We start from the raw sequence: 22,211 nt of genomic DNA, 5'->3' as shown, positions 1-22,211 counted from the left end.
ATGCTGGCACACCCTCTTCTGTTATTGTTGTCAGTTTTTGTCGGTAAGTCGATATATTCTAATAATCGCTGATATATTTGGAGTTGCGGTCGATATATTTCGATAATCGCTGATATATTTGGAGTTGTGGTCGATATATTTCGATAATCGCTGATATATTTTTACTCCCCCCATCTTCCCCCGCTCTTAATCCATGCCACGTATTTTTGAAAGGCTGGCACTTCTTGTTGGAAACGAAGCGGAACATACAGAAAAAGAGTACATGTACATATTATCCATAGAATACCTACTACAAAGTGAAATTTCATCGTTGTGCCGATAAACAAACTTAAGAATAAGACGAGGAACATCATTACACTAAATCTTTTATACATAGTCATACTAATCCCTCCTTATACATGAATTGTACCAGCCACAAGTAATTAATTTCCATAACAAAAAGACCGAAAAGCAACTTCTCCTTTTCGACCTCTATACCTATCTTCTCTTCGTAATCTTTCCTGAACCACCGACCCTCGTTTTCGGAGGCGATGTATTCCTTGGCGGCGTTTTAATAGATGATTTCGGCTTCACATCTGATCCGCTCGAGCCACTTGGTGTTTTTGTAATTTTCCCTTTGCTTCCAGTAGAAGGCGGAGGCGTACTACTTCCTTTTTTCGTAATACTTCCTGTATCTCCTACGGAAGGTTTTGAATCTACATTATCGCCTCGCTTAATGATAGATCCTTTCCCTTCCTTCGTAATTGGAGGCGGGGTTTTCTTTTCTTCTTTCGTAGGCGGTCTCTCTGGAATAACCGGTTTATGATTTTGTCTGTCATTATATCCGCGATAATCACCGTATGATGATTTTCGTGAACCGAATATATCGTTTAAAATACTCCCCATAATATATCCCTGCAAGAAGGATGGTTGGTAATTTTGACGGACAAATTCTTTATTACTTATTTCAATTAACGTATCAGATGGTTTCTCTTTATCCTTTTGCAGGTTATAAATCTTATCAGAATAAACGAGGAACATTTGATTTTCGTCTTCTTTAGATGCTTGCTTCGGTTCTCTTTCATTCATGAGTTCCTTTGCGACTTCAGGAACTGACCGATTGGCGGCCCTATACACGTAAGATTCTTGTTTACCTTCCTTTGCGACAGATTCTAGTGGATAACGGTCTTGAATCGACTTTGTCTGTCCGCCTTGACAACCTGATAAGGCATATCCAGCAACAACAAGTAACGTAACGATAGCAAGTATAGGGATCACGAACGATTTAATCATGGTAAACAATCGGTTTGACATGATTACGCCCCCTTACGTTGCTCTTATAATTTGTACATCAGCAGGAATAATTGCTTCTCCCTCATACATCATTGTGCGACCATTTTGCCATTCAATACGTAATAATTTTCGGTTATCTGATTGGAATTCCCATACATACTGTTCCTCTGAAGCAGAGAATGGTGTTTTTCCCATCACAACAACACGTCCGTTATATTGCTCTTCCATATGGTATTCTGTATCATCCATTTCAATTGTCGTCGGAATTTCATCAATCGAATCTAAGCGACCATCAATTGGTGTATATAATTTATAATATGTATTTTCACGGTCTTCAATTTTTAAATAACGAATATCTTTCCCGTCTTGCAGTGTCAAAACAATTTCTTTACGAGAATGCATACTCGTTTTCCCGGTCAATTCGTACATAACTAATGAAACTTCAATCATATCGCCAGGAGCTAACGTCAACAAACTTTTCTCCGGCTTTGGCGGCTCTGGGCTCTTCATTATATTTTTAATTCGTTTGAACAAACTCATGATTTACCCCTCCTTCTCTCTTTATAAACAAGCACCTAAAATAAGTGCACCAACGATATGCAATGATCCAGCTAACATCGCATGCGCAATACTGCCTTCTTTCGTACCTTCTTCTAAATCTAAACCAGCCATTTTCTTTAAAACAAACTCAATAAACATTTCTACTACTAACAAAATAACGAAAGAAACTGCTGATGCAAGTAGTGCTTGCCATAAGTCATTTGCTTTCGTAATCGATTGAGATAAAATGTACCCTTGCGCGAATAATTTCATGACGAAACGAGTTGTTACAGCTGTATTCCCATTTTTTATTTCTTTTAAATCATTGTATTTTGTAAAAATTGAATCAACCCACATAATTGCAAATAAAAGTACTGCACTTGCTCCAGTCCATACAAGCATGGCTACTACATTTGTCCATGTCATTGCAAAACCTCCTCTAAAAAGTAATAGAAAACCGACATGAATTTATTTAGACATGTCGGTTCATTTGTCTCTATTCTATATTATTTCTCATACTGCTTCATAATACGAGCTAATTCATCGTCAACAGCAGAATTTTTGTTTAAGCTTGCGAATTCATCATCTAATGACTTTTCTTTCTTGTACACTTCGCCGCTTGCTTCTGCTTCAGCTTCTAATTGAAGAGCTTTCTCTTCCATACGGCTTAAACCAGCTTTTGCTGAGTTTGAATCAAATCCAGACATCGCCTGATTAATATTCTTTTGTGCTTTCGCCGCATTTACACGTGCTACAAGTGTTTCACGTTTATTTTTCAGCTCTGTTAATTGCTTACGCATTTCTTCTAACTTTAGGCGAAGATTATCAGCAGCAGCTTTGTTTTGCTCATAGCTTGCTTTATACTCATTCATCTTTTGCTCTGCATTTTGTTTTTCTTCAAGAGCACGACGCGCAAGGTCAAGGTTGCTTGCTTGAACAGCCATATGAGCTTGCTCTTCACGTTTTTTCACAAGTGCTTCTTGTTCTTCAAATAATATTTTGAATTTCTTCTCAAGTGCAATTTGAGCCGCTACACTTTTCTCAGCTTCTTGTACATCAGCTTGCATATCGCGTAAATATTGATCCGTCATCTTAACTGGATCTTCCGCTTTTTCAATTAATGAATATACATTCGACATTGTTAAATCTCGTAATCGTTTAAATACAGACATCCAAATTCCTCCTATGATATACCTCATATTTCAAATTCACTACTTGGAAAACTGAAAAATCTCCCTTAACAGTAAAGAATATTCATTTTTACAGCCTATGTGTTTATTATAACAAAACTAATATGTCCTTACATGTTATTTCCAAAATACATCCAATATAATATGACATTCTATATAAAATATTGTATTCCTAATATATTCTCATTAACCCTCTTCAGAATTAACTTATTTTTATGCACTTTCACTAAATTACGTTATTGTAATGTTAATGTAAGCTAACTCGATAGTTACGTTGCAATATTTCTTATACACTAATAGCAGAAGCAACGAACAAGCTTCTCATCATTTCGGAACTAATACAAAAATGTATTGACTATAAAACATATAAAAGGAGAAATCATTATGAAAAAATTAGTAGGAATCGGATTAGCAGCAGCAATTTCACTTGGAGCATTATCAGGTTGTTCTTTATTAGGAGAGAAAGCAAACGGTTTTGTACTGTACGGATCAGAAGAACAAGTTCAACAAATTACAGATAAAAACAAAAAAGAAGTGAAAGAAAAAGACTTCTATAAAATGAAAATGACAACATTAGAGGGTAAAAAAGTTCTTGTTATGGATAAGAAAACTGGTGAAGAGCTAGTGAAGAAAGAGTTACTTAGCAAAGTTGATGAAAAAGACGACACGAAACCACTTGATAAATTACCAGCTGTAACAGCAGAGCAAGGTGTATTATTCGCAAAAAACAAAGTAGAAAATGCTACACTTGATGGGGCAAAATTAAAATACGAAGGTAACACAATTATCGGAAGTGGCCGTGCATATACAGATATGTATGCAATTGTTGATGACGCAACTTACAACAATGTAAAAGGTGATGAAAAATCTGTAGGTGTATTAAAATTTTATAAAGACCCAAGTAAAGAATTCCCTGGCTACAACGGCGTAGAAGCTTCTCAACTTGTAAAAATTAAAAAGTAAAACAAAAAAAGCTGAAGTGCACCCCAATTGTTAGACACATAATTAACAATTGGAGGTGCATTTTTTATGGATAAATTTTCTTCAAAAGATAAAATACAAGCAGTAAATGGAACAATTTAAGCAAGAACTAGAAACTTATATTCATTACTACAATCACAAAAGAATTAAAACAAAACTAAAAGGATTGTCCCCTGTGCAATACAGAGTTCAATCCTTAGTAGCTGCTTAATATATTTGTCTAACTTTTTAGGTTCAATTCAAATTTGCAAAGCTTTTCTCTATTTATGAACAATTTGCTCCATATCCGGACTACAAGTTTGCGACTGACATGATTTATTTAAAGAACATGCAGCGCATTTTCCCTTTTTACTTCTCTTTACAAAATTCACTAACGTGTATGCTGCATAACCAAAAATGATAGCTCCAATTATAATATTGACCATCACCCTAATACATCTCCTTCTAGAATCCGAGTAAGGATCCAACTTGGTATATAATAAGCGTTAATACATAAGCAACTACAAGCGGATACACGACAGAGAAAATCGTCCACTTCGCTGATCCTGTTTCACGTTTAATAACAGCTACTGTCGCTAAACACGGAACATATAATAAAATAAAGAACATAAATGCATATGCTGATAGCGCCGTATAATGTGCTCCCATTACATTTCCCAGCACATCTTCTTTCACCGCATAAATAATTGCCATTGTAGAAACGACAACTTCTTTCGCTAAAAATCCTGTTAAAAGGGATGCTGCAGCTTGCCACGTTCCAAATCCAAGTGGTGCAAATAGTGGTGCGATAAATCCACCAATCATCGCTAAGTAACTGTCTCCCATATCAACACCAAATCCTGATGGACCTGCGTAGTTTAATAACCAAATGACAACAGAACCACCGAAGATGAATGTACCTGCTTTACGAACAAATCCTTTTCCTTTCTCCCACGTACTTAACCATAACGTTTTCGCTTGTGGTACGCGATAAGGAGGTAGTTCGATAACGAAAATAGATTTTTCCGCTTTTAAAATGGTAAGAGACATAATTTTTGTAACGAGTAACGCTAGAACAATACCTGCAACATATAAAGAAAACACAACAGTTGCCTGACTTTGAGGGAAGAATACTCCCGCAAATAATGCATATACAGGTAAACGTGCCGAACAAGACATAAACGGTGTTACAAGAACTGTAAGTAAACGTTCTTTTTCTTGTTCAATCGTTCTCGCTGCCATAATACCTGGAACATTACATCCAAAACCGATAATCATCGGAATAAACGCTTTTCCGTTTAAGCCGAAAAACTCCATAATTCTATCCATAACAACTGCAATTCGCGCCATATACCCTGAGTCTTCTAATAATGAAATGAAAAAGAATAGTGCAAAGATTTGTGGAACAAATACTAATACAGCACCAACGCCGGCAATAATCCCTTCCGTAACCAGTGCTTGAATAAAGTCAGAAGCTCCGACACTTGTAAGTCCAGCTGTCACCCAATCCGTAAGCTTTCCACCAAAAAACTCATCTAACATATCAGATAATGGTGTACCAATCCACGTAAACGTAACCTGAAAAATAAAAAACATAACTGCTAAAAAGATTGGAAGTCCTAAAATTTTATGTGTAATTAATCTATCAATTTTTTCTGAAAAAGGAATTTTTCCTTCTTTCTCATGCTTCATAACATTTGTTTTTAACTTTTCAATATACGCTTCACGAGTTTTATAAATATGCTCTTCCAACGTACAATCAAGTTTTTCTTCTAAGCGAGATCGAATGGCTACAAGTTCCTTATAAATTGGTAATGCCTTCATTTCTTTTTCTACTACCTCGTTATTGCTTAAAAATTGAAGAGCTAACCATCTCGGATGCTTGTAATTCGCTTTCTCTAAAAGAGAAATTACCTCTCCGATTCCTCCATCCATTTGTACACCATATGAAATTATGAATGGCTTTTTCTCGTTTTTGTCATTTTCTTTAAGAGTCGCAAGTAGTTCTTCACAACCTTTTCCGCTTCTTGCAACGACAGGAACGACTGTTACACCTAATAGTTCTGATAATCGTTTTACATCAATTATAATTCCTCTTTGCTTCGCCACATCAATCATATTTAAACCAATTGAAACTGGCTTACCAAATTCAAGTAATTGCAACGTTAAATGCATATTTCGTTCAAACTGCGAGGAATCTACAATATTTAACATATGCTGAAATTCTTCTGTTAATAGAAAGTTTGTTACAACACCTTCATCACGCGAAACTGGATTTAAATCATAAACACCTGGTAAATCAATTAATGTCCCTTGCTTATCTTTTAATTTACCAACCTTCTTTTCTACTGTTACACCGCTCCAGTTTCCTACGTATTCATAAGAACCAGTAAGTGCATTAAATAATGATGTCTTTCCTGTATTCGGATTCCCTAGCAAAGCTACCTTATTCACGCTAATTCCACCTTTATCATTTTCGCGTCACAATGACGAATACTAATTAACTGTCCACGACACTCCAATGTACAAGGACCTTTGAACATCGCTTTCTGCTTCATACGAAGTTCGCTTCCTTCAGAAAGACCAAAAGCAGCCAATCTTCTCTTTAGTAAATAATCTAAAGATTGAACACTTTTCACCAGCACTTTCTCACCGATTTTAATATCTACTAAGCTCATAACCTTCCCCCTCAGAAGAGAATGATAATTATTTTCAGACAAATTATAGCACACTCTATTTCTCTTGTACTATACCCTTTTGCTTCATATTTATTAACATTTCGCTACAATTCTATTTCAATAATTGTCATACCGTATTCATTTGCCATTCTCATCCATTTCGCTTACAATAAACAATAGCAAATAAAGAATCTCGTTATCACAGGGGGAGCCATGCCGCTGAGAGGGAACACTTCGTTCCGACCCTTCGAACCTGTTAGTTAATGCTAACGCAGGGATTGTGCAAACGTCCGAAATACATACCTCTTTTTATTTACGTATTTCGTATCCTCCTATGATATCTATTCTTTTTTGTACAACTTGGATTTAGGGGGAGACAACATGCGTAACACCAATTTACAAGCGATGATCGAATCTGCTATTCTTGCAGCCTTCGCCATGATCATCGATATTTTACCATTATCAATTAAACTTCCAACAGGCGGTTCCATTTCATTTGCTATGATTCCTATTTTTATTATTGCATACCGCTGGGGCTTTAAATCAGCTTTCTTAGGTGGTTTAGTTTGGGGACTATTACAAATTGTCGTGGGAGATGCTTACATTTTAACACCTATTCAAGCATTCATTGAGTACTTCATTGCCTTTGCTTTTATCGGATTTGCTGGCTTATTCTATCGTCCAATTCAAAAAACACTTTTAGCTTCCAATGAAAATAACGAAGGAAAGAAAGTTCTTGGTTACATTATTCTTGCTACATTTGTTGGTAGCTTTGCTCGCTACTTCTGTCACTTTATCGCCGGTATTATTTTCTGGGGACAATATGCACCGAAAGGTCAATCAGCAGTTCTATATTCATTAATTGTAAACGGCAGTACAATGCTCGGTTCTTTTATTTTATGTACCGTTTTACTTATATTTTTATTTCTTACTTCACCACGCTTATTCAAGAGCATCAATGCTTATCAACTGAATTCGAAGAAAAAGGGCGCTTAATGAGCGCTCTTTTTTTCATATCGCAATATCAATTAAAAATACAATAAATGCACAAAAGAAAATAAATACCATTATACTTAGCCAATTGCTATGCACGGTTGATCGACTCCTTACATAACCTCATTTTCTAACCAGATTATATCGCTTAAAAATAAAGATTAGGTAAAGATAATATGAAAATAAATTAAAAAAGCGTAGCATATATCATCTACGCTTTTTTCGATAAGTAAAAGTAAAATAATACACCGTCTTCTGTATTCTTTACTCCATATTCAGCTTCGTGTAATTCTAAAATATTTTTAGAAATAGCTAGCCCAAGCCCCGTCCCACCTTGCGAACGCTTGCGAGCTGCATCCACGCGATAAAAACGATCCCAAATTTTATCTAATTGCTCTTCTTCAATGTGAGTACCTTTATTTTCAATACACACTTTTATACGATCCTTCTCATCTATTGTAGAAATAATAATATCTTCTTTATTTGGTGTGTAACGTATCGCATTCGTAATGAAGTTCACGATGACTTGTTCAATCCGACTTTGATTTGCAACTACTTCAAATGAACATATATTTTTATGCACATGAAGTTCTTTTTTCTCTATTTCCACAGAAAGATGTTCACATATATCTTCAATTACAGCATCAATATAAAATGCTCCCTTTTTCATTTTATATGTACCTGACTCAAATTTAGCTAACTCAAGCATATCCAAAATTAACGTATCCATTTTATCTACTTCTCGTTCCATTGCTTGAAAATAGTATTCTTTTTTATGCTCAGCTACTCCATCTTTTAAAATAGAAATACAGCTTTTCATAATACTCAGTGGCGTTTTTAATTCATGCGAAACACCAGAAATGAATTCTTTCCTCGTATTTTCTAACTTTCTTTCTTTTTCAATGTCTTGTTCTAGCTGTCCAATATGCGAATGGAGCTTATTAGATAATACATTAATATTTTTCGATAAATCACCAATTTCATCTTTTGAAGTAATCGGTATTTGTTCTGTGAAATCTAAGTGCGCTATTTTCTTCGTTGTATCATTTATTTTTAATAACGGTTTTGCAATTTGTTTAGAGTAATAAAACGAAGCTAGAAAAATGAGAACGACTACAAACGCAATGATGTAAATGTAGTAATCTTGCACCATTTGTACAGCTTCATCTACAGGCTGTAAAGAAGCCATCGCATATATATAAGTTACTGATCCATCTTTTTCTTTTATTGGCTTGATTAATAATTTATATTTAATATCATTTTTTTCATAGTCCATTGTTTGTATTGCATATTGTATGTGCTTGCTCTCTTTTAATAATAAATTAGTTTGAAATTCTTTTATGTTATCTAAGAAGATGCTATTTTTATAAATTGGATTTATAGGACCTGTTACATCAGGAAGCTGAACTTTCGTAACACGCCCACCTATGTAAGCATCTAATTCCTGAGCAAATTCTTTCTGAACAGCTGGTTTCTTTTCCTTAGCAAGTTGTTCCTCGGCTGCTCTCTTTTTCTCCTCATTTAATTTCATTTTCTCCTGAAACGCTTTTTCTAACGGTTTATTAGATCCACTTAAATTTTGCTTGCCTAACGTGAAAGAGAATGGAATATAACTATCATCTTTTTTCACGCCAGAAAAATAAATTTCTTGTCCTAAAAATGCATTTGATGATTTATTATCAATCTCCTCTATATTGATGAGATTGTATAAAGGAATTTTGAATATTTGTTGTCCAAAGCTCTTTTGTTGCCTACGATCTATCGTTACCTCAAAATAAAAATCATCCGCATGTTTTAAATTCCCATTCTGATCTAATGTCGTAATCCACGTATTATTTTCTCTTAAAAAGTCTTGCTCCAGTCGCTTAATTTCTTCTGCATTTCCTACATAATTCAAATAGCCCTTCTCAAAGGAATTTAAGTTCACTTTAATATCTTCTACTTTTCGATTCGCATAATATTGTTTGAAAAATATCGTTTGTCCAATAAATATCGTCGCTAAAATTAACATGCATAATGCTGTTGTGAGGGTAAATAATTTTAGTACAATCCCTTTTCTCATACATTCCCCTCAAATTTATAACCTGTTCGTACTACAGTTGTAATGTACTTTGCTTTCTCTCCTAATTTATTTCGCAAATTGCGAATATGGCTATTAACGGTTCGGTCATCACCGGCAAATTCGTATCCCCAAATTCTTGAAATGAGTTGCTCCCGTGTTAAAACAATCCCTTGATTTTTCATAAAATACGCTAATATTTCAAATTCTGTATGTGTTAAATTAATGTCTGTTCTATCTATCGTAACAGTGCGCGACGGGAAGTGAACGTGAATACCGTGGATTGATAAGGTATCATCTTCATTCTCTAAAAGTTGCTTTGTTACTTTTCTACTTTCTAACAATCTTTTCGCTCTTGCTAATAAAATTGGTGGACTATACGGCTTCGTCACATAGTCATCCGCCCCAAGTTCAAATCCAAGTAGCGTATCGTCTTCATCTACGCGCGCCGTCAGCATAATAATAGGCACCTCGGACGTCTTTCGAATTCTTCTACAAACGGACCACCCGTCAAGTTCCGGCAACATAATGTCTAAAATAACTAAATCAACCTCTTCTTCCTCGAATACAACTAAAGCTTCCTTCCCATCTCTTGCTTCAAACACTACATATTGCTCACTCAAAAAATAATCTTTTAATATTTCACGTAATATATCTTCATCTTCTACAATTAAAATATTTTTTGACATAACTTATATATCCCCTCCTGCTTTCAAAAACTATCACTTCATTTTGAATAACTACCAGTTAACTTCGCCTCGATAATATATCTATCTGGTGCATCTCCTATATAATCAAATGGATAGCAAGTCGTCAGTGTTAATATCGGTTCTTCTTTTTTTATAATAACAGTACGATCATCCGCATGGGTAATCCATATCTTTTGAATTTCATATGTGTAAGTTTTATTATCATACTCTAAAACAAGCGTATCTTTTTCTTTTAACTCTCCTAAATCTGTAAATACAGTATCCCGGTGCCCACTTAGTACCGTATGTCCACCTCCAGATGGCGTTGTCGTTACATCACTAACAAACATTCCAACGCCTTTCTTCAAAGTTGCAGCATCCGCTCCCCAATATATAGAAAACTTCTTCTTTATTTTTGGTATATGTAACATCGCTACCTTTTCTCCTTCTTTATGTTCTGTTTGAGAAGAAGGCACTTGGGAAGTTACAGGTGTTTCGGAAGAAAGTTCATTATCTTGTATATTTTCAAGGCTCTTTAGTTCTTTTTTTGTTAATTGTTGAGCAGAGCTTTTTCCTTTATACCATTCGACAGCGTAATATGCTCCCATAAATAGCCCTATAGCCATCAATATGATACCGATATAATTGAGTATCTTCATGTTTCATCCCTCCATGCAAAAAATGGTAGGCATAACCTACCATTTTTAATATATGAAATTATGCCATTCTTTATAGGACAATATTTGATTTATGCCTTAACTTTATTCCGACGATTCAAACCAAATAATGTACCTAGTGCTACAAGACATGCGCTTAGTCCCATCATTGCTACATTATTAGATGCTGTGTTTGGTAATTTCTCTCCAGCTTCTTTTTTTGCAATAGCTTCCTTTTCTTTCACTTGTGGCGCTACTACTTCTTTAGCCATATTACTTTTTTCTTGTACTTGTGCCGCTTGCTTTTTCGCTACTTCATTCTTCTCTTGCGCTTGCGCCGCTTGTTTTTTCTCTGTATCATTTTTTTGCTGCGCCTGAATCGCTGCTTCTTTTTTTGCTATATCTTGCTGTATTTGCGCTGCTTCTTCCTTTGTCAATGTTCCAGTTGAAGCACTTGCCACTGAAGAATATCCTACTGTTAAAAGTGCCATCGCACAAATTGGTAATAGTTTCTTTTTCATTTTATTTCTCTCCTTTTATACGTTTTACATCACTTCGCATCGGATGTATCACTAGAATAAACAAGAGATATAAATTTAAGGTGCAGATGAAATATATTTCATTTAAAGATTTCATTGTAAAAAAATAAAAAAACATCGCCATATATGTACGATGTTTTTTCGGGTGTGTGTCTCAATATTTACATGTTACTTTCGCGTGATGTAGAAGTAGAATGGGCCGGAGCGATAACTAATTGTCTCGGCTCAGTTTTCTTTAAGTGATTTTTGACGTTACACTTACGACGTTGAACAACCCACGCTTTAATAGGGTTTGTCAAAATAATCTTTTGCTCTTCGTTAGGGGCCTCTTCTTCAAACTTACAACTCTCGCTCCATTTATTCCATTTCATTGTAAATTTAGAAGAAGAATGATCGTCTTCTCGATCAAACAAGTGCAAAAAATCCATCTCGCCAGCTAGCATTACGGTGTTGCTAGTTGCTAAAAAAGAAAAGGTCGTCCAACGTTTCTCCATGCCCTCCTACTCCTTTTTCACATATAGAGTGCCTAAAACTTAATTTACCTAAAATATGCTTGCCTTTTACCTTACACCTATAGTTTATCCAAAGCACTACTATGCAACTATCGATTTCCCTTACAACTACCTTACATTTTTGTAAGAAACAAAAAACCTTCACTCTCTATATGTGAAGGTTTCTCATTTCTCATCTATATGATCTTTCATATGATCGACTCCAGCTTCTTTCAACTGTGACATCATACCATGGGAAATTGCGCCTAATACTAAAGTCATTCCAATTAGTGAAATTCGAATCGCTGGTACATCAATTATGTAAGCCAAACTACCAAGAACAATTGTTAAAAGTAATGCTTTTATAAATGTTGCACTTGTATACTCTTTCTTTTTCATCATAATCACCCTTTATGGAAGCGTTTTCTTAATACAATCAGTATATCATATCATCTGACTATTTTGTGGGTATTTATGTAAAAAACTTATATCTCCTTTGACTTTTTGCTTTCTTTCCTATACAGTCGAAATGTTCGCAAGTTTTACACTGTAGGAGGACTCCAATGAATATTGAAATAAAAGACACTTTAATTTCTGAAGAACAATTACAAGAAAAAGTAAAAGAACTAGCACTTCAAATCGAACGTGATTTTGAAGGAGAAGAAATCGTAGTAATCGCTGTATTAAAAGGATCTTTCGTATTCGCTGCTGATTTAATTCGTCACATTAAAAACGATGTGACAATCGACTTTATTTCTGCATCTAGCTACGGAAATCAAACAGAAACAACTGGCAAAGTAAAACTATTAAAAGATATCGATGTAAACATTACTGGAAAAAATGTAATTGTTGTAGAAGACATTATCGATTCTGGTTTAACACTTCACTTCTTAAAAGATCACTTCTTTATGCATAAACCGAAAGCATTGAAATTCTGTACATTACTTGATAAACCTGAGCGTCGTAAAGTGGATTTAAAAGCTGAATATGTTGGCTTCCAAATTCCAGACGAATTTATCGTTGGCTACGGTATCGACTGCGCAGAAAAATATCGTAACTTACCATTTATCGCTTCAGTTGTAACGAAGTAATATAAATAGAATAAACTTCTATCAATTATTGATGGAAGTTTATTTTCTATCACGATTCGTAAAAGACAAAGGGAGAGAATAAAATGACAAAAACAAAATTTGAAAAAGTACTCCTCATCGTAAATCCGAAAGCAGGACAAGGTGATTTACATACGAACTTAACGAAAATCGTACCACCTCTTGCGGCAGCTTTTCCTGATTTACATATCCTTCATACGAAAGAGCAAGGCGATGCAACAAAATATTGCCAAGAGTTTGCTAGTAAAGTAGATTTAATTATCGTCTTTGGTGGCGACGGTACTGTATTCGAATGCACAAATGGCTTAGCACCTCTTGAAACTAGACCTACACTTGCAATCATTCCAGGCGGCACTTGCAACGACTTCTCTCGCACACTCGGTGTTCCGCAAAACATCGCAGAAGCAGCAAAACTTATTACACAAGAACATGTAAAACCAGTTGACGTCGCAAAAGCAAACGAACAATACTTCTTAAACTTCTGGGGTATTGGACTTGTTTCTGAGGTATCAAACAATATTGATGCAGAAGAGAAAGCAAAACTTGGTAAAATCGGTTACTACTTAAGCACTATTCGAACTGTAAAAAATGCTGAAACATTCCCAGTAAAAATTACGTACGATGGACAAGTATATGAAGACGAAGCTGTCCTTGTTATGGTTGGAAACGGTGAATACCTTGGCGGGATCACGTCCTTTATCCCGAACGTAAAATGCGACGACGGAACACTTGATATTTTCGTCGTAAAATCGACAGGCATTCAAGCGTTTAAAGATTATATCGGAAAGAAACTATTTGAAGACTCAAATGAAAATGATATCTTCCACGTAAAAGCGAAATCCATTCATATTGAAACAGAAGAAGAAAAAGAAGTAGATACAGATGGAGAAAGCTCGCTTCATACACCTTGTCAAATTGAATTATTACAAGGACACTTTACGATGATTTATAATCCTGTGGTTGTGTAATACAAAAAGGCGAGCTAAAGTTTCAACACTTTGGCTCGTCTTTTTTTATAAAAAAGGCATTTTGCTTTACTTATAATTACAAGTTTTCGTAATCAAACTCCATCCAATTTTTCCAGTGCGTATTAGAATCCTTATTCACAATAATGCTTGGATCTTTCTCCTCTATAGCAGCGGCTACTGATCGGAAGAATTCATTTTCACTTACTTTCTCGTCTTCAACATGTTGCCATTCTTCCGTTTCATACGCTACTTCCCAATCACCTTCTAAACCGAACTCTTCTAAAATTTCTTCTTTTTCCCACCATAATAATTTTCTAGCTTCTTCATTGGTCGCAAGCATACGCATAAAATCTCTTGGGTAAGACTCTGTCGTTTGTACTTCTATTCCATGATTCATATAATCTTCTTCTGTAAATTGATATTCAAATTGATGCTCTCGAATTTTCAAACTACCGTTATGAATATCGGGTATAAATTCACCTTCATTATCAAATAATTCATAATCTCCATCATTTAATTGCAAAATACCATCATCACCAATTGAATGATTCACTCTATCACCATATACGTGAATATCATTACATACCCCTAATGAACCTACACCAACAATTTGAAACACCATTAACCAATCCTTATTATCTTTAAAGAAAAGAGAGAATTTCACTTGTGAAATATCAATATATTCATTATCAAAGGTAGGAAATTCATAGTTACTTTGCTTTTTATCTAATAGTTTTAAAATATCTTTTTGCATATGTATCATCTTCACCTCTATATAAGTTTTTTCAATTTCACTAGAGTATAACATAGACATAATTGCCTTTCACTTTCTAATAATACTCCTAATAAAATAGCAGAATGGTCTATTTGCATGCCCTATTTATTTTTAGGTACAATGAAGGAAAGAAGCACCTTAATATAAGGGAGAGGACAAACTTTGTTCAACCAACAGTTAGTTAATTTACGCATTGATTTTGCATTTAAACAATTGTTTGGTACGAATGGTAGTGAAGATATTCTAATTGCATTTTTAAACGCTATGTTACAAGAGTCTTTAGAATCACCCATTGCTTCTCTACAACTAGAAGATCCACATTTATATCGGGAATATGAAGAGGATAAGTTATCTATTTTAGATATTTCAGCGACATTAAACACAGGAACAAAAGTAAATGTAGAAATACAGCTCAATAATAATCACGATATGATGAAACGTAGTTTATATTATTGGGGAAAATTATACACATCTCAATTACAAAAAGGTATGCCTTACAGTTCGCTTCATAAAACCATCACCATTAATTTATTGAACTTTATAATGTTCTCAGACCACAAAGAATTTCATACAACGGGCACATTATGGAATTCACAACAACAGAAACTCTTGAGTGATGACATAGAAATTCACATTGTAGAAATTCCAAAGTTAACAAAACAATGGCATGAAGAAAAAGTAAATCCGTGGAAAGATCCATTTGTTCGTTGGCTTTTATTGCTTTCAGCAAATGAGGATGAACACTTAACTAAAACATTGGAGGATATTGCTATGAACCGAGATCCTATTTTACAAAAAGCAATAAACAAGTGGGAACGTATGAGTCAAGATTCTTCTTTCCGACAAGCCTATGACGCGAGGGAGAAAGTTTTAATGGATGAAGCAGCAAAATTCGCCCATGCTGAGGCAGAAGGTATGAAAAGAGGCTTGGAAAAGGGTATGGAAAAGGGCTTAGCAAAGGGCTTGGAAAAGGGCTTGGAAAAAGGTATGGAAAACGGCTTAGCAAAGGGCTTAGCACAAGGTATAGAAAAAGGGCGAAAAGAAGGCGTTCAACAAGGAAAAATTCAAATGATTAAAAATATGCATGATCTTGGTATACCACTTGAAACAATTGCTAAGGCAAGTAAATTGAGTGTACATGAGGTTGAGCATATTTTAGGACATAAATAGTAATAAAAAAAGGCTTGAATTATTTCAAGCCTTTTTTATCAACTTCCCTCGATATCATCCAACTGGGTCTTATAACATTCATCACACTCTAGCATAGTAGGAAGAATCCTTCTTTCATCAGGTAGTAACACCCTCAAAACTTCTCTATCAATCTCTACGACATACTTCATAATAATGGGATATCCTTCACTAACATTCGTATACTCAATCCCTTGTTCAAACTTTTTTCCACTCTTTATTTCTTCTATTTTCAACATAAAAAATCCGAAACCATACAAAATGATTTCGGATTTACTTTCGTTAAAATATTACATTACATCTCGAACAAAACGGAGCAAAATTCCCTCTTCTAATTTTCGCATTACATTTTGGACAATATACATATCGCTCTTCTATTTTGTCTCGTTCTACCATATGTAAGGATACTATTCTCATACTACACATAATCCCGATTAATATAAGACTAACGATGAGTAACATAACTCTCACTCCTCCCTTTTACATTTTACCATAAAATAACAAAACCGATTCCCACATTGAGGATCGGTTTTATACTTAAAATCCTAACTTCATCTTTGCTCCATCAGGAATTTTATCTATCGTTACTTTCACTTTATCATATAAGAACTTACCTCTCGTAAACACATGCCAGTATGAACCTTTTGATAATTCATCTACTCCGTCAATTGTAACTTCTTTTTCCTTACCATTTTCATCATAAGCTTTCACTTTATATTCACGAGCTTTATTTCCACCTAACTCTTTACCATCGTTATCAATTATTGCATAATGGTGCTCTATATCAAGAAATGGATTCATTTGATCTACTAACTTACTCCCATTTAATAAATATGCCGCTCCTGCGACGATAACAAGTAATGATCCAAAAATAAATCTTTTCATCTATATGCCACCTTTCATTCTGTTTTCTTTAAGATGTTTCTAAGTATAGGACCCATTTCTTAATAAAAACTCGTACTGTTTCTTAACATTTTCTTAAACTAAAAGTGAAATATTAATTAGAAAGATCAAAATAGTAAAAAGGAACTTTCCACACTACCGTTGACAAAATTACACTTATAGTGTAATTTTACACCATAAACAAAAAAGGAGCTGCATAATGGATAAACAATCATTTATTGAACTCGTTAATTCAAAATTAAAACTCATCCGTGTTGAAAATAATCTATCCCAAGATAAAATGTCAGAAATTATCGGTTTATCGAAGAAAACATTAGTAGAAATTGAAAAAGGAAGACGCACGCTAACATGGTCAGGTGCAGTTTGTGTCGTAACACTCTTCGAACAGTGTGATACAGTCCAAATGACATTTGGGGATGATGTGAATGAAATTATAAAAACAATCGCTTTTACACATTACAATACGAACTTCCCGAAGACTTTAGGAGGAAAAGTGTGGTGGCGACAAATAAAAGAATCAAATGGCTATCAAATACAACAAAATATTTTATCTCAGCACTATCGAATTTTAGATAAAGAAGACCGCAGAATATGCCATTCATTCGATTTGGATGAAATTGAGCAAAGATTTATAGAAATGGCAAAAGCATCCCAGTAAAGTCTAAAAAAATTCCGGAGTGTAATTCAAATGAAAAAACAGAAGAATATTACCATTTTAAACACGCTAATCATTAGCACGTTAGTATTAAATCTATTTATTTTCACATCACGAATGAGCTTTTTACCTTGGTATATTGAAGATGGTTGGGGATATTTAGGATTATTATTTACATCCTTTATTTTCTTACTTTGCTTCTTTCAATCTTCGAGGCTTCATAAAAATGGAAAGTTAACTACACTACAAAAGTTTATTCCTCTTGCTTCTGCCATACTTTCAATCTTCGTTCTTGTCACTCCATCAAGTGATTTTATGACTGTATTAGCTAATTTAATTAATACAACTATATTAACAATTTATATAACTGTATTTCAGACAACACCTAATGAAAGTAATAAGGAGCTATTACATTAAAAGGGAGAGTTATTTTACAAAATAACTCTCCCTTTTATACTACTCTCAATAAACATAAACCTATCTTCTATTTACTTACTCATCACCGTACTTCTTCTTTGCTTGTACAAATATACACCGCTCGCAACAACAAAAACAATCCCACCAAAATACACGCCATACTCTATCGCAATCGCTACAATTCTGTTAATGTGTTTTCCAAATAAAGAACCGAGCACAAAGTAAACGAGTGTCCAAACAAATCCTGTCGTATAGGAATACAAGACATACGTCTTAAATGACATGTTATTCATTCCAACTACATACGGTACGATATGTCTTACAACTGGTATAAAATAACTTGTGACTAACGCATAATGACCATACTTCTCTACCATTTGTTGAGATTCCAAAAGATATTTCGCTTTTTTCTTTTTCATTAACTTATCCAGTACTTTCCTACCAAATATTTTCCCTACTATATAACCTAAAGATAGGCCAGATACAACGCCTAAATATGTTAGTAAAAATGCTGGAATGACATTTAATATCCCTAGTGAAGAGACAAAACCACCACTCATTACGATCATTTCGTCTGGAATTGGCATACCGATAATACCTAACCATAAGCAGAAAAATAATGCCCAATAACCGTACTGTTCAATATAAGATAATAATTCATGTAATTCCATTAGGCATATGCTCTCCTTAACTCTTTTTTACAACTAAAGACGTACGCTGGCGGGAAATTGAGCCACACTTTTTCGAGCGTAATTTCAGGAAAGAAATGTTGTATAAATCCTTTTTTCACAAGTGAATATTGAAATGTAATAAATTCACCATTCTCATGTATCGCTTCCATTACATTGTTTAAAATACGCCTTGAAACTTCTTCTGGTAAAGAAGTAAACGGTAATCCTGATAAGATATAGTCAATGCATTCTATATTGAACTCTTCCATATACTTCTGTATATTTTCAGCTGAGCCGTGTACAACAATGACGTTCTGCTCATTTTTAAACTTTCTCTGCAACTCTTTACAAAACACTTCATTAATTTCAATAAGAAGAAATATTGTTTCCTTCCTCTTTCTCTTCATAATTTCTTTCGTGAAAACACCTGTACCAGGACCTAGCTCTACGATGCATTTCGCTCTATGAAAATCAATTACATCTACCATTTTTCTTGCTAATATTTTTGAACTTGGCGCAATCGCACCAGTATGTTTCGGATGTTTTATAAATTCATGTAAGAATGTTATGAGTTGCATGTAAACCTCTCCCCATTCGCTCGATAGTTTTTAACTTGTTTCTAAGTATAACTATCGTTTCTTAACAAAAATTGAGGAGATTTCTTAAGATTTTATGAAGAATGAAAAAACAGCTATCGCATATAGCGATAGCTGCTCATTTATTATTTCGCACTCACAATCTTATAATAAGAACGAACTGTTAGGAAGTAATATCCGATATAAATGATGCCATATACTCCAATACTAATTAGGAGCGGGATCATAATTTCGAATGGTAATATATTTGACAAACCTTTTAGTGCAAATAAACTGTGTAAAATACCAATAATTAACGGAATAGCAAAGATAAAGCTTACTTGTTTTGCAATAGCTTTCTTCATCTCTTGTTTCGTTACACCAACTTTATGAAGGACAATGTAACGATCACGGTCAGCACTTGCTTCTGTAAGCTGCTTGAAGTAAATAATGGAGCCTGTCGCTAATAGGAAGACTAAGCCTAAGAATAGTCCGATGAACATCATTAGTCCAGTTGCTTCAAGTCCCATATGGAAACCAGTGTAGAAGTCTCTAAATGGTGGTACCATTTCTGATTCACCAGCTGGCATCACTTTTGTTAATTTTTCTGTTAATACTTTACTGTTTCTTTCATCTTTTACATCAATATTTTTTACAACACGTGTTCCAAATGCTTGCTTCGCTTGTGCATACATTTCATCTGGAACGATAACAAATAATTCACCTAAGTTCGTAATTGCAGTATTATTTACACCTTGGATCGTCAATGTCTTCGTTTCATTTCCAATTTGGAATACCGCTTTATTTCCTTTATATTCAGGGCTAAACTCATACCCTTCCATATAAGAACTATCATATATAAATGCTTCGCCAGTAGCTACATTCACTGTTTCCGCATCGATTTTTTTCGCAATTTTGTTGAATTCAGATTGAGATATAAACTGATATTTCTCTGAAATCGTGTAATTCATATTAAGAATGAAATCAACTTTATCTCCTTCGAACTTCCCTTTGACAGGAACCGTTTCAATTTCAAATTGATCTTTAACAGGGTGATCCTGCTTCTCCTCCACAAGAATTGCATTTACTTTCTTATCCAATTCTGCATCTTTTTTCTCATAAGAGTAACTGTATGGCATGGATGTTTTTGATTGCGTAAATGTGTTGTAATACATCGTAACTGACGTACCAACCGCTGTTAATGTCACTGCACTTAAAATAGATATTGTCGCAAGTGACTTTGCATTTCCTTTAATACGGTATAGTAACTGTGACGTCGTTATCATATTCATACCATTATAAAACGCTGACTTATTATTTCTTGCACGTTTCAATACGAATACTGTAAAGAACATAAATAGTAAATACGTACCTAACACTGTTGCAAGTAATATATAAAGTGCAACTACCATAAAGTTTGCATACATAACTGCCTTCATAAACATTAACGCTAAGAAATAACCTGAGCCGATTAAGAAAACTGAAATTAACGCCATAATGACAGATCCTTTTGGCATTGCTTCTCCTTCACGTTCTGCTCGGAAAAGTTCAATTAGCTTAAATCGATAAATTAAACGATATCCTTGAAGTGATGTATACAAAATAATCACAAAGAAAATAAGTACTGTATCAATAACTGCAGCCATCGGTACTTCAAAATGAACGTTTAAGTTTATTCCCATCATACTTATTAGTAGTTCAAGGAATAGTTTTGAAAGAACGCTACCGATCGCAATACCGATTACTAATGACATTAATCCCATTAACATATTTTCATAAAAGAGCATTTTACCAATCTGTCTTTTACGAATACCTAATAAGGAATATAGTCCAACTTCTTTTTTACGCTTCCTTGTAAAGAAACCGTTCGAATATATAATGAACACCGCTACGAAAATAATTAGCATGACACTGGAAACTTGGAACGCTCCGCTAATTTTTTTAGAAGCTTCCGCCGCTTTTTCCATTTGTGAATTATACTGCAACGCCTTAAATGTAAAATAAATGACGATGCTAAAGATCATAGATGCAAAATATACAAAGTAGTCTTTAAAGTTCCGCTGTATGTTGCGGAGGGCAATGCTAGATAAGGTCATCAGCCATACCTCCGGAAATGGAAGACATTACGTCAACGACTTGTTGGAAGAACTGTTTACGTGTTAGTTCACCACGGTGCAATTCTTTATATAACTCTCCATCTTTAATGAAAATAACCCGTTTACAGTAACTCGCCGCAAACGCATCATGTGTTACCATTAAAATTGTAGAGTTATCATATTCATTTAACGACTTCATACTTTCAAGTAAATCTGTCGCTGATTTAGAATCAAGCGCTCCTGTCGGCTCGTCCCCGAAAATCATACTAGGATTCGTAACAATTGCACGCGATGCTGCGCAGCGCTGCTTCTGTCCGCCTGACACTTGATATGGGAACTGACTTAAAATATGATCAATACCGAATTTCTTTGAGATTTCAAGAACGCGGCGATCAATCTCACTCGCTTTCACCTTTGATAACGCAAGAGGTAACGCAATGTTCTCTTTTACCGTTAACGTATCTAATAAATTATAATCTTGGAAAATGAACCCTAAATGGTCGCGGCGGAATAACGCTAACTTATCATCGTTCATCTTCACGATATCTTTTCCATCAATTAAAATTTCACCGTTCGTCGCATTATCAATTGTAGAAAGAACGTTTAGTAAAGTCGTCTTACCAGAACCAGAAGGTCCCATAATTCCAACGAACTCACCTTCTTTTACTTGTAAGTTAATACCTTTTAACGCTGCAAATTTATTACCACCCGTGTCATACACTTTTTCAATATTTTTTGCTTCTAACACTGTTTTCATCTCGACATCCCTCATTTCTTCTATTCTCTA

Annotated in this window: 29 protein-coding genes, 1 pseudogene and 1 riboswitch; of the genes and pseudogenes, 8 read left to right on the top strand and 22 right to left on the bottom strand. The window is 34.6% G+C overall.

From position 1 onward, the window contains the following. Positions 1–161 precede the first annotated feature (161 nt). The 5 genes from COL05_RS16055 to COL05_RS16035 form a co-directional block, all read right to left on the bottom strand. Positions 162–380: a hypothetical protein gene (locus COL05_RS16055; protein ID WP_098669349.1), complete on the bottom strand. Its 219-nt coding sequence runs from the start codon at positions 378–380 to the stop codon at positions 162–164. A gap of 97 nt (positions 381–477) precedes the next feature. Next, positions 478–1,293 carry a DUF4247 domain-containing protein gene (locus COL05_RS16050; protein ID WP_098669348.1) on the bottom strand — a complete coding sequence of 272 codons (816 nt, stop codon included), beginning with the start codon at positions 1,291–1,293 and terminating at the stop codon, positions 478–480. Positions 1,294–1,305: 12 nt separating this feature from the next. Continuing rightward, complete coding sequence (locus tag COL05_RS16045; protein ID WP_000051750.1) at positions 1,306–1,812, bottom strand: DUF4178 domain-containing protein; 507 nt, start codon at positions 1,810–1,812, stop codon at positions 1,306–1,308. 21 nt (positions 1,813–1,833) lie between these two features. Continuing rightward, a complete protein-coding gene (locus COL05_RS16040) occupies positions 1,834–2,238 on the bottom strand; it encodes a DUF350 domain-containing protein (protein ID WP_048529578.1) in 405 nt (134 codons plus the stop codon). A gap of 80 nt (positions 2,239–2,318) precedes the next feature. Continuing rightward, the gene (locus COL05_RS16035; RefSeq protein ID WP_000110287.1) at positions 2,319–2,984 is read right to left on the bottom strand and encodes a PspA/IM30 family protein; all 666 of its coding nucleotides are present in this window, start codon (positions 2,982–2,984) and stop codon (positions 2,319–2,321) included. 402 nt (positions 2,985–3,386) lie between these two features. Here COL05_RS16035 and COL05_RS16030 point away from each other — a divergent pair, with 402 nt between their 5' ends. Next, positions 3,387–3,965: a lipoprotein BA_5634 family protein gene (locus COL05_RS16030; protein WP_098669347.1), complete on the top strand. Its 579-nt coding sequence runs from the start codon at positions 3,387–3,389 to the stop codon at positions 3,963–3,965. 115 nt (positions 3,966–4,080) lie between these two features. Further along, a pseudogene (locus tag COL05_RS16025) lies at positions 4,081–4,194 on the top strand (IS3 family transposase); the annotation flags it as partial. 49 nt (positions 4,195–4,243) lie between these two features. Here COL05_RS16025 and COL05_RS16020 read toward each other — a convergent pair. The 3 genes from COL05_RS16020 to COL05_RS16010 are packed head-to-tail and all read right to left on the bottom strand — an operon-like array spanning position 4,244 to position 6,640. Then, the gene (locus COL05_RS16020; RefSeq protein ID WP_142313141.1) at positions 4,244–4,411 is read right to left on the bottom strand and encodes a FeoB-associated Cys-rich membrane protein; all 168 of its coding nucleotides are present in this window, start codon (positions 4,409–4,411) and stop codon (positions 4,244–4,246) included. Positions 4,412–4,427: 16 nt separating this feature from the next. Next, positions 4,428–6,416, bottom strand: coding sequence for a ferrous iron transport protein B (gene feoB, locus COL05_RS16015; protein WP_098669346.1), 1,989 nt, complete (start codon positions 6,414–6,416; stop codon positions 4,428–4,430). Continuing rightward, the gene (locus COL05_RS16010) at positions 6,413–6,640 is read right to left on the bottom strand and encodes a FeoA family protein (protein WP_000060521.1); all 228 of its coding nucleotides are present in this window, start codon (positions 6,638–6,640) and stop codon (positions 6,413–6,415) included. Before COL05_RS16010 ends, feoB begins: the two co-directional genes overlap by 4 nt. A 194-nt stretch (positions 6,641–6,834) precedes the next feature. After that, positions 6,835–6,936, top strand: a riboswitch (TPP riboswitch). Positions 6,937–7,021: 85 nt separating this feature from the next. On the opposite strand from COL05_RS16010, the gene thiT reads away from it, so the two are divergent. Continuing rightward, entirely contained in the window at positions 7,022–7,636 is a 615-nt protein-coding gene (gene thiT, locus COL05_RS16005; RefSeq protein WP_098669345.1) for an energy-coupled thiamine transporter ThiT, read from the top strand. 208 nt (positions 7,637–7,844) lie between these two features. Here thiT and COL05_RS16000 read toward each other — a convergent pair whose 3' ends face one another. The 6 genes from COL05_RS16000 to COL05_RS15975 all read right to left on the bottom strand — a co-directional run bounded on the left by COL05_RS16000 (position 7,845) and on the right by COL05_RS15975 (position 12,469). Next, positions 7,845–9,695: a sensor histidine kinase gene (locus COL05_RS16000; protein ID WP_098669344.1), complete on the bottom strand. Its 1,851-nt coding sequence runs from the start codon at positions 9,693–9,695 to the stop codon at positions 7,845–7,847. Next, positions 9,692–10,381 (bottom strand): response regulator transcription factor, encoded by a 690-nt coding sequence (locus COL05_RS15995; protein ID WP_000041855.1) that lies wholly within the window; start codon positions 10,379–10,381, stop codon positions 9,692–9,694. Before COL05_RS15995 ends, COL05_RS16000 begins: the two co-directional genes overlap by 4 nt. Positions 10,382–10,419: 38 nt before the next feature. Next, complete coding sequence (locus tag COL05_RS15990; RefSeq protein ID WP_098669343.1) at positions 10,420–11,040, bottom strand: class D sortase; 621 nt, start codon at positions 11,038–11,040, stop codon at positions 10,420–10,422. Between the two features lie 89 nt (positions 11,041–11,129). Further along, entirely contained in the window at positions 11,130–11,558 is a 429-nt protein-coding gene (locus COL05_RS15985) for an LPXTG cell wall anchor domain-containing protein (protein ID WP_098669342.1), read from the bottom strand. 179 nt (positions 11,559–11,737) lie between these two features. Beyond that, complete coding sequence (locus tag COL05_RS15980) at positions 11,738–12,070, bottom strand: hypothetical protein (RefSeq protein WP_098669341.1); 333 nt, start codon at positions 12,068–12,070, stop codon at positions 11,738–11,740. Between the two features lie 183 nt (positions 12,071–12,253). After that, positions 12,254–12,469 carry a hypothetical protein gene (locus COL05_RS15975; protein ID WP_116892343.1) on the bottom strand — a complete coding sequence of 72 codons (216 nt, stop codon included), beginning with the start codon at positions 12,467–12,469 and terminating at the stop codon, positions 12,254–12,256. 161 nt (positions 12,470–12,630) lie between these two features. Here COL05_RS15975 and hpt point away from each other — a divergent pair, with 161 nt between their 5' ends. Next, positions 12,631–13,158, top strand: a complete 528-nt coding sequence (hpt, locus tag COL05_RS15970) for a hypoxanthine phosphoribosyltransferase (protein WP_001019305.1) — start codon at positions 12,631–12,633, stop codon at positions 13,156–13,158. A gap of 83 nt (positions 13,159–13,241) precedes the next feature. Then, positions 13,242–14,144, top strand: coding sequence for a diacylglycerol/lipid kinase family protein (locus COL05_RS15965; RefSeq protein WP_098669340.1), 903 nt, complete (start codon positions 13,242–13,244; stop codon positions 14,142–14,144). Between the two features lie 76 nt (positions 14,145–14,220). Here the strand turns inward: COL05_RS15965 and COL05_RS15960 are convergent, their stop codons facing one another. Then, a complete protein-coding gene (locus tag COL05_RS15960) occupies positions 14,221–14,898 on the bottom strand; it encodes a DUF7003 family protein (protein ID WP_098669426.1) in 678 nt (225 codons plus the stop codon). A 183-nt stretch (positions 14,899–15,081) separates the two neighbouring features. Here COL05_RS15960 and COL05_RS15955 point away from each other — a divergent pair, with 183 nt between their 5' ends. Continuing rightward, a complete protein-coding gene (locus tag COL05_RS15955; protein WP_098669339.1) occupies positions 15,082–16,089 on the top strand; it encodes an Rpn family recombination-promoting nuclease/putative transposase in 1,008 nt (335 codons plus the stop codon). A gap of 38 nt (positions 16,090–16,127) precedes the next feature. Here the strand turns inward: COL05_RS15955 and COL05_RS15950 are convergent, their stop codons facing one another. The 3 genes from COL05_RS15950 to COL05_RS15940 all read right to left on the bottom strand — a co-directional run bounded on the left by COL05_RS15950 (position 16,128) and on the right by COL05_RS15940 (position 16,992). After that, entirely contained in the window at positions 16,128–16,346 is a 219-nt protein-coding gene (locus tag COL05_RS15950; RefSeq protein ID WP_098669338.1) for a hypothetical protein, read from the bottom strand. A 43-nt stretch (positions 16,347–16,389) separates the two neighbouring features. Then, positions 16,390–16,569, bottom strand: coding sequence for a hypothetical protein (locus tag COL05_RS15945; protein ID WP_098669337.1), 180 nt, complete (start codon positions 16,567–16,569; stop codon positions 16,390–16,392). Positions 16,570–16,644: 75 nt separating this feature from the next. Then, positions 16,645–16,992: a YxeA family protein gene (locus COL05_RS15940; RefSeq protein ID WP_098669336.1), complete on the bottom strand. Its 348-nt coding sequence runs from the start codon at positions 16,990–16,992 to the stop codon at positions 16,645–16,647. A gap of 217 nt (positions 16,993–17,209) precedes the next feature. Here COL05_RS15940 and COL05_RS15935 point away from each other — a divergent pair, with 217 nt between their 5' ends. Beyond that, positions 17,210–17,668: a helix-turn-helix transcriptional regulator gene (locus COL05_RS15935; RefSeq protein WP_098669335.1), complete on the top strand. Its 459-nt coding sequence runs from the start codon at positions 17,210–17,212 to the stop codon at positions 17,666–17,668. Positions 17,669–17,698: 30 nt separating this feature from the next. After that, a complete protein-coding gene (locus COL05_RS15930; RefSeq protein WP_098669334.1) occupies positions 17,699–18,082 on the top strand; it encodes a hypothetical protein in 384 nt (127 codons plus the stop codon). 71 nt (positions 18,083–18,153) lie between these two features. Here COL05_RS15930 and COL05_RS15925 read toward each other — a convergent pair whose 3' ends face one another. The 4 genes from COL05_RS15925 to COL05_RS15910 form a co-directional block, all read right to left on the bottom strand. Beyond that, positions 18,154–18,753, bottom strand: coding sequence for a DedA family protein (locus tag COL05_RS15925; protein WP_098669333.1), 600 nt, complete (start codon positions 18,751–18,753; stop codon positions 18,154–18,156). Then, the gene (locus COL05_RS15920) at positions 18,753–19,331 is read right to left on the bottom strand and encodes a class I SAM-dependent methyltransferase (protein ID WP_098669332.1); all 579 of its coding nucleotides are present in this window, start codon (positions 19,329–19,331) and stop codon (positions 18,753–18,755) included. The genes COL05_RS15925 and COL05_RS15920 overlap by 1 nt, the downstream gene beginning before the upstream one ends. A gap of 143 nt (positions 19,332–19,474) precedes the next feature. Further along, positions 19,475–21,424 (bottom strand): ABC transporter permease, encoded by a 1,950-nt coding sequence (locus tag COL05_RS15915; protein ID WP_098669331.1) that lies wholly within the window; start codon positions 21,422–21,424, stop codon positions 19,475–19,477. Continuing rightward, positions 21,411–22,181, bottom strand: coding sequence for an ABC transporter ATP-binding protein (locus tag COL05_RS15910; protein ID WP_000859654.1), 771 nt, complete (start codon positions 22,179–22,181; stop codon positions 21,411–21,413). Before COL05_RS15910 ends, COL05_RS15915 begins: the two co-directional genes overlap by 14 nt. Between the last annotated feature and the right edge of the window lie 30 nt (positions 22,182–22,211).

Source organism: Bacillus sp. AFS059628 (genome assembly GCF_002571225.1).
Classification (GTDB): domain Bacteria; phylum Bacillota; class Bacilli; order Bacillales; family Bacillaceae_G; genus Bacillus_A.
Note: the sequence above shows the minus strand (reverse complement) of the source record. Positions and strands in the feature narration are given on the sequence as shown.

Coding starts and splice junctions, on each gene's coding strand:
- COL05_RS16045 (WP_000051750.1), bottom strand. CDS start 1,812: ATGAGTTTGTTCAAACGAATTAAAAATATAATGAAGAGCCCAGAGCCG.
- thiT (WP_098669345.1), top strand. CDS start 7,022: ATGCGTAACACCAATTTACAAGCGATGATCGAATCTGCTATTCTTGCA.
- COL05_RS15935 (WP_098669335.1), top strand. CDS start 17,210: ATGGATAAACAATCATTTATTGAACTCGTTAATTCAAAATTAAAACTC.
- COL05_RS15910 (WP_000859654.1), bottom strand. CDS start 22,181: ATGAAAACAGTGTTAGAAGCAAAAAATATTGAAAAAGTGTATGACACG.
- COL05_RS15980 (WP_098669341.1), bottom strand. CDS start 12,070: ATGGAGAAACGTTGGACGACCTTTTCTTTTTTAGCAACTAGCAACACC.
- COL05_RS15965 (WP_098669340.1), top strand. CDS start 13,242: ATGACAAAAACAAAATTTGAAAAAGTACTCCTCATCGTAAATCCGAAA.
- COL05_RS15975 (WP_116892343.1), bottom strand. CDS start 12,469: ATGATGAAAAAGAAAGAGTATACAAGTGCAACATTTATAAAAGCATTA.
- hpt (WP_001019305.1), top strand. CDS start 12,631: ATGAATATTGAAATAAAAGACACTTTAATTTCTGAAGAACAATTACAA.
- COL05_RS16030 (WP_098669347.1), top strand. CDS start 3,387: ATGAAAAAATTAGTAGGAATCGGATTAGCAGCAGCAATTTCACTTGGA.
- COL05_RS16000 (WP_098669344.1), bottom strand. CDS start 9,695: ATGAGAAAAGGGATTGTACTAAAATTATTTACCCTCACAACAGCATTA.
- COL05_RS16010 (WP_000060521.1), bottom strand. CDS start 6,640: ATGAGCTTAGTAGATATTAAAATCGGTGAGAAAGTGCTGGTGAAAAGT.
- COL05_RS16040 (WP_048529578.1), bottom strand. CDS start 2,238: ATGACATGGACAAATGTAGTAGCCATGCTTGTATGGACTGGAGCAAGT.
- COL05_RS15915 (WP_098669331.1), bottom strand. CDS start 21,424: ATGACCTTATCTAGCATTGCCCTCCGCAACATACAGCGGAACTTTAAA.
- COL05_RS15925 (WP_098669333.1), bottom strand. CDS start 18,753: ATGGAATTACATGAATTATTATCTTATATTGAACAGTACGGTTATTGG.
- COL05_RS16035 (WP_000110287.1), bottom strand. CDS start 2,984: ATGTCTGTATTTAAACGATTACGAGATTTAACAATGTCGAATGTATAT.
- COL05_RS15985 (WP_098669342.1), bottom strand. CDS start 11,558: ATGAAAAAGAAACTATTACCAATTTGTGCGATGGCACTTTTAACAGTA.
- COL05_RS15990 (WP_098669343.1), bottom strand. CDS start 11,040: ATGAAGATACTCAATTATATCGGTATCATATTGATGGCTATAGGGCTA.
- COL05_RS15940 (WP_098669336.1), bottom strand. CDS start 16,992: ATGAAAAGATTTATTTTTGGATCATTACTTGTTATCGTCGCAGGAGCG.
- COL05_RS15945 (WP_098669337.1), bottom strand. CDS start 16,569: ATGTTACTCATCGTTAGTCTTATATTAATCGGGATTATGTGTAGTATG.
- COL05_RS15995 (WP_000041855.1), bottom strand. CDS start 10,381: ATGTCAAAAAATATTTTAATTGTAGAAGATGAAGATATATTACGTGAA.
- COL05_RS15950 (WP_098669338.1), bottom strand. CDS start 16,346: ATGTTGAAAATAGAAGAAATAAAGAGTGGAAAAAAGTTTGAACAAGGG.
- COL05_RS15960 (WP_098669426.1), bottom strand. CDS start 14,898: ATGCAAAAAGATATTTTAAAACTATTAGATAAAAAGCAAAGTAACTAT.
- COL05_RS16050 (WP_098669348.1), bottom strand. CDS start 1,293: ATGTCAAACCGATTGTTTACCATGATTAAATCGTTCGTGATCCCTATA.
- COL05_RS15920 (WP_098669332.1), bottom strand. CDS start 19,331: ATGCAACTCATAACATTCTTACATGAATTTATAAAACATCCGAAACAT.
- COL05_RS16055 (WP_098669349.1), bottom strand. CDS start 380: ATGACTATGTATAAAAGATTTAGTGTAATGATGTTCCTCGTCTTATTC.
- COL05_RS15930 (WP_098669334.1), top strand. CDS start 17,699: ATGAAAAAACAGAAGAATATTACCATTTTAAACACGCTAATCATTAGC.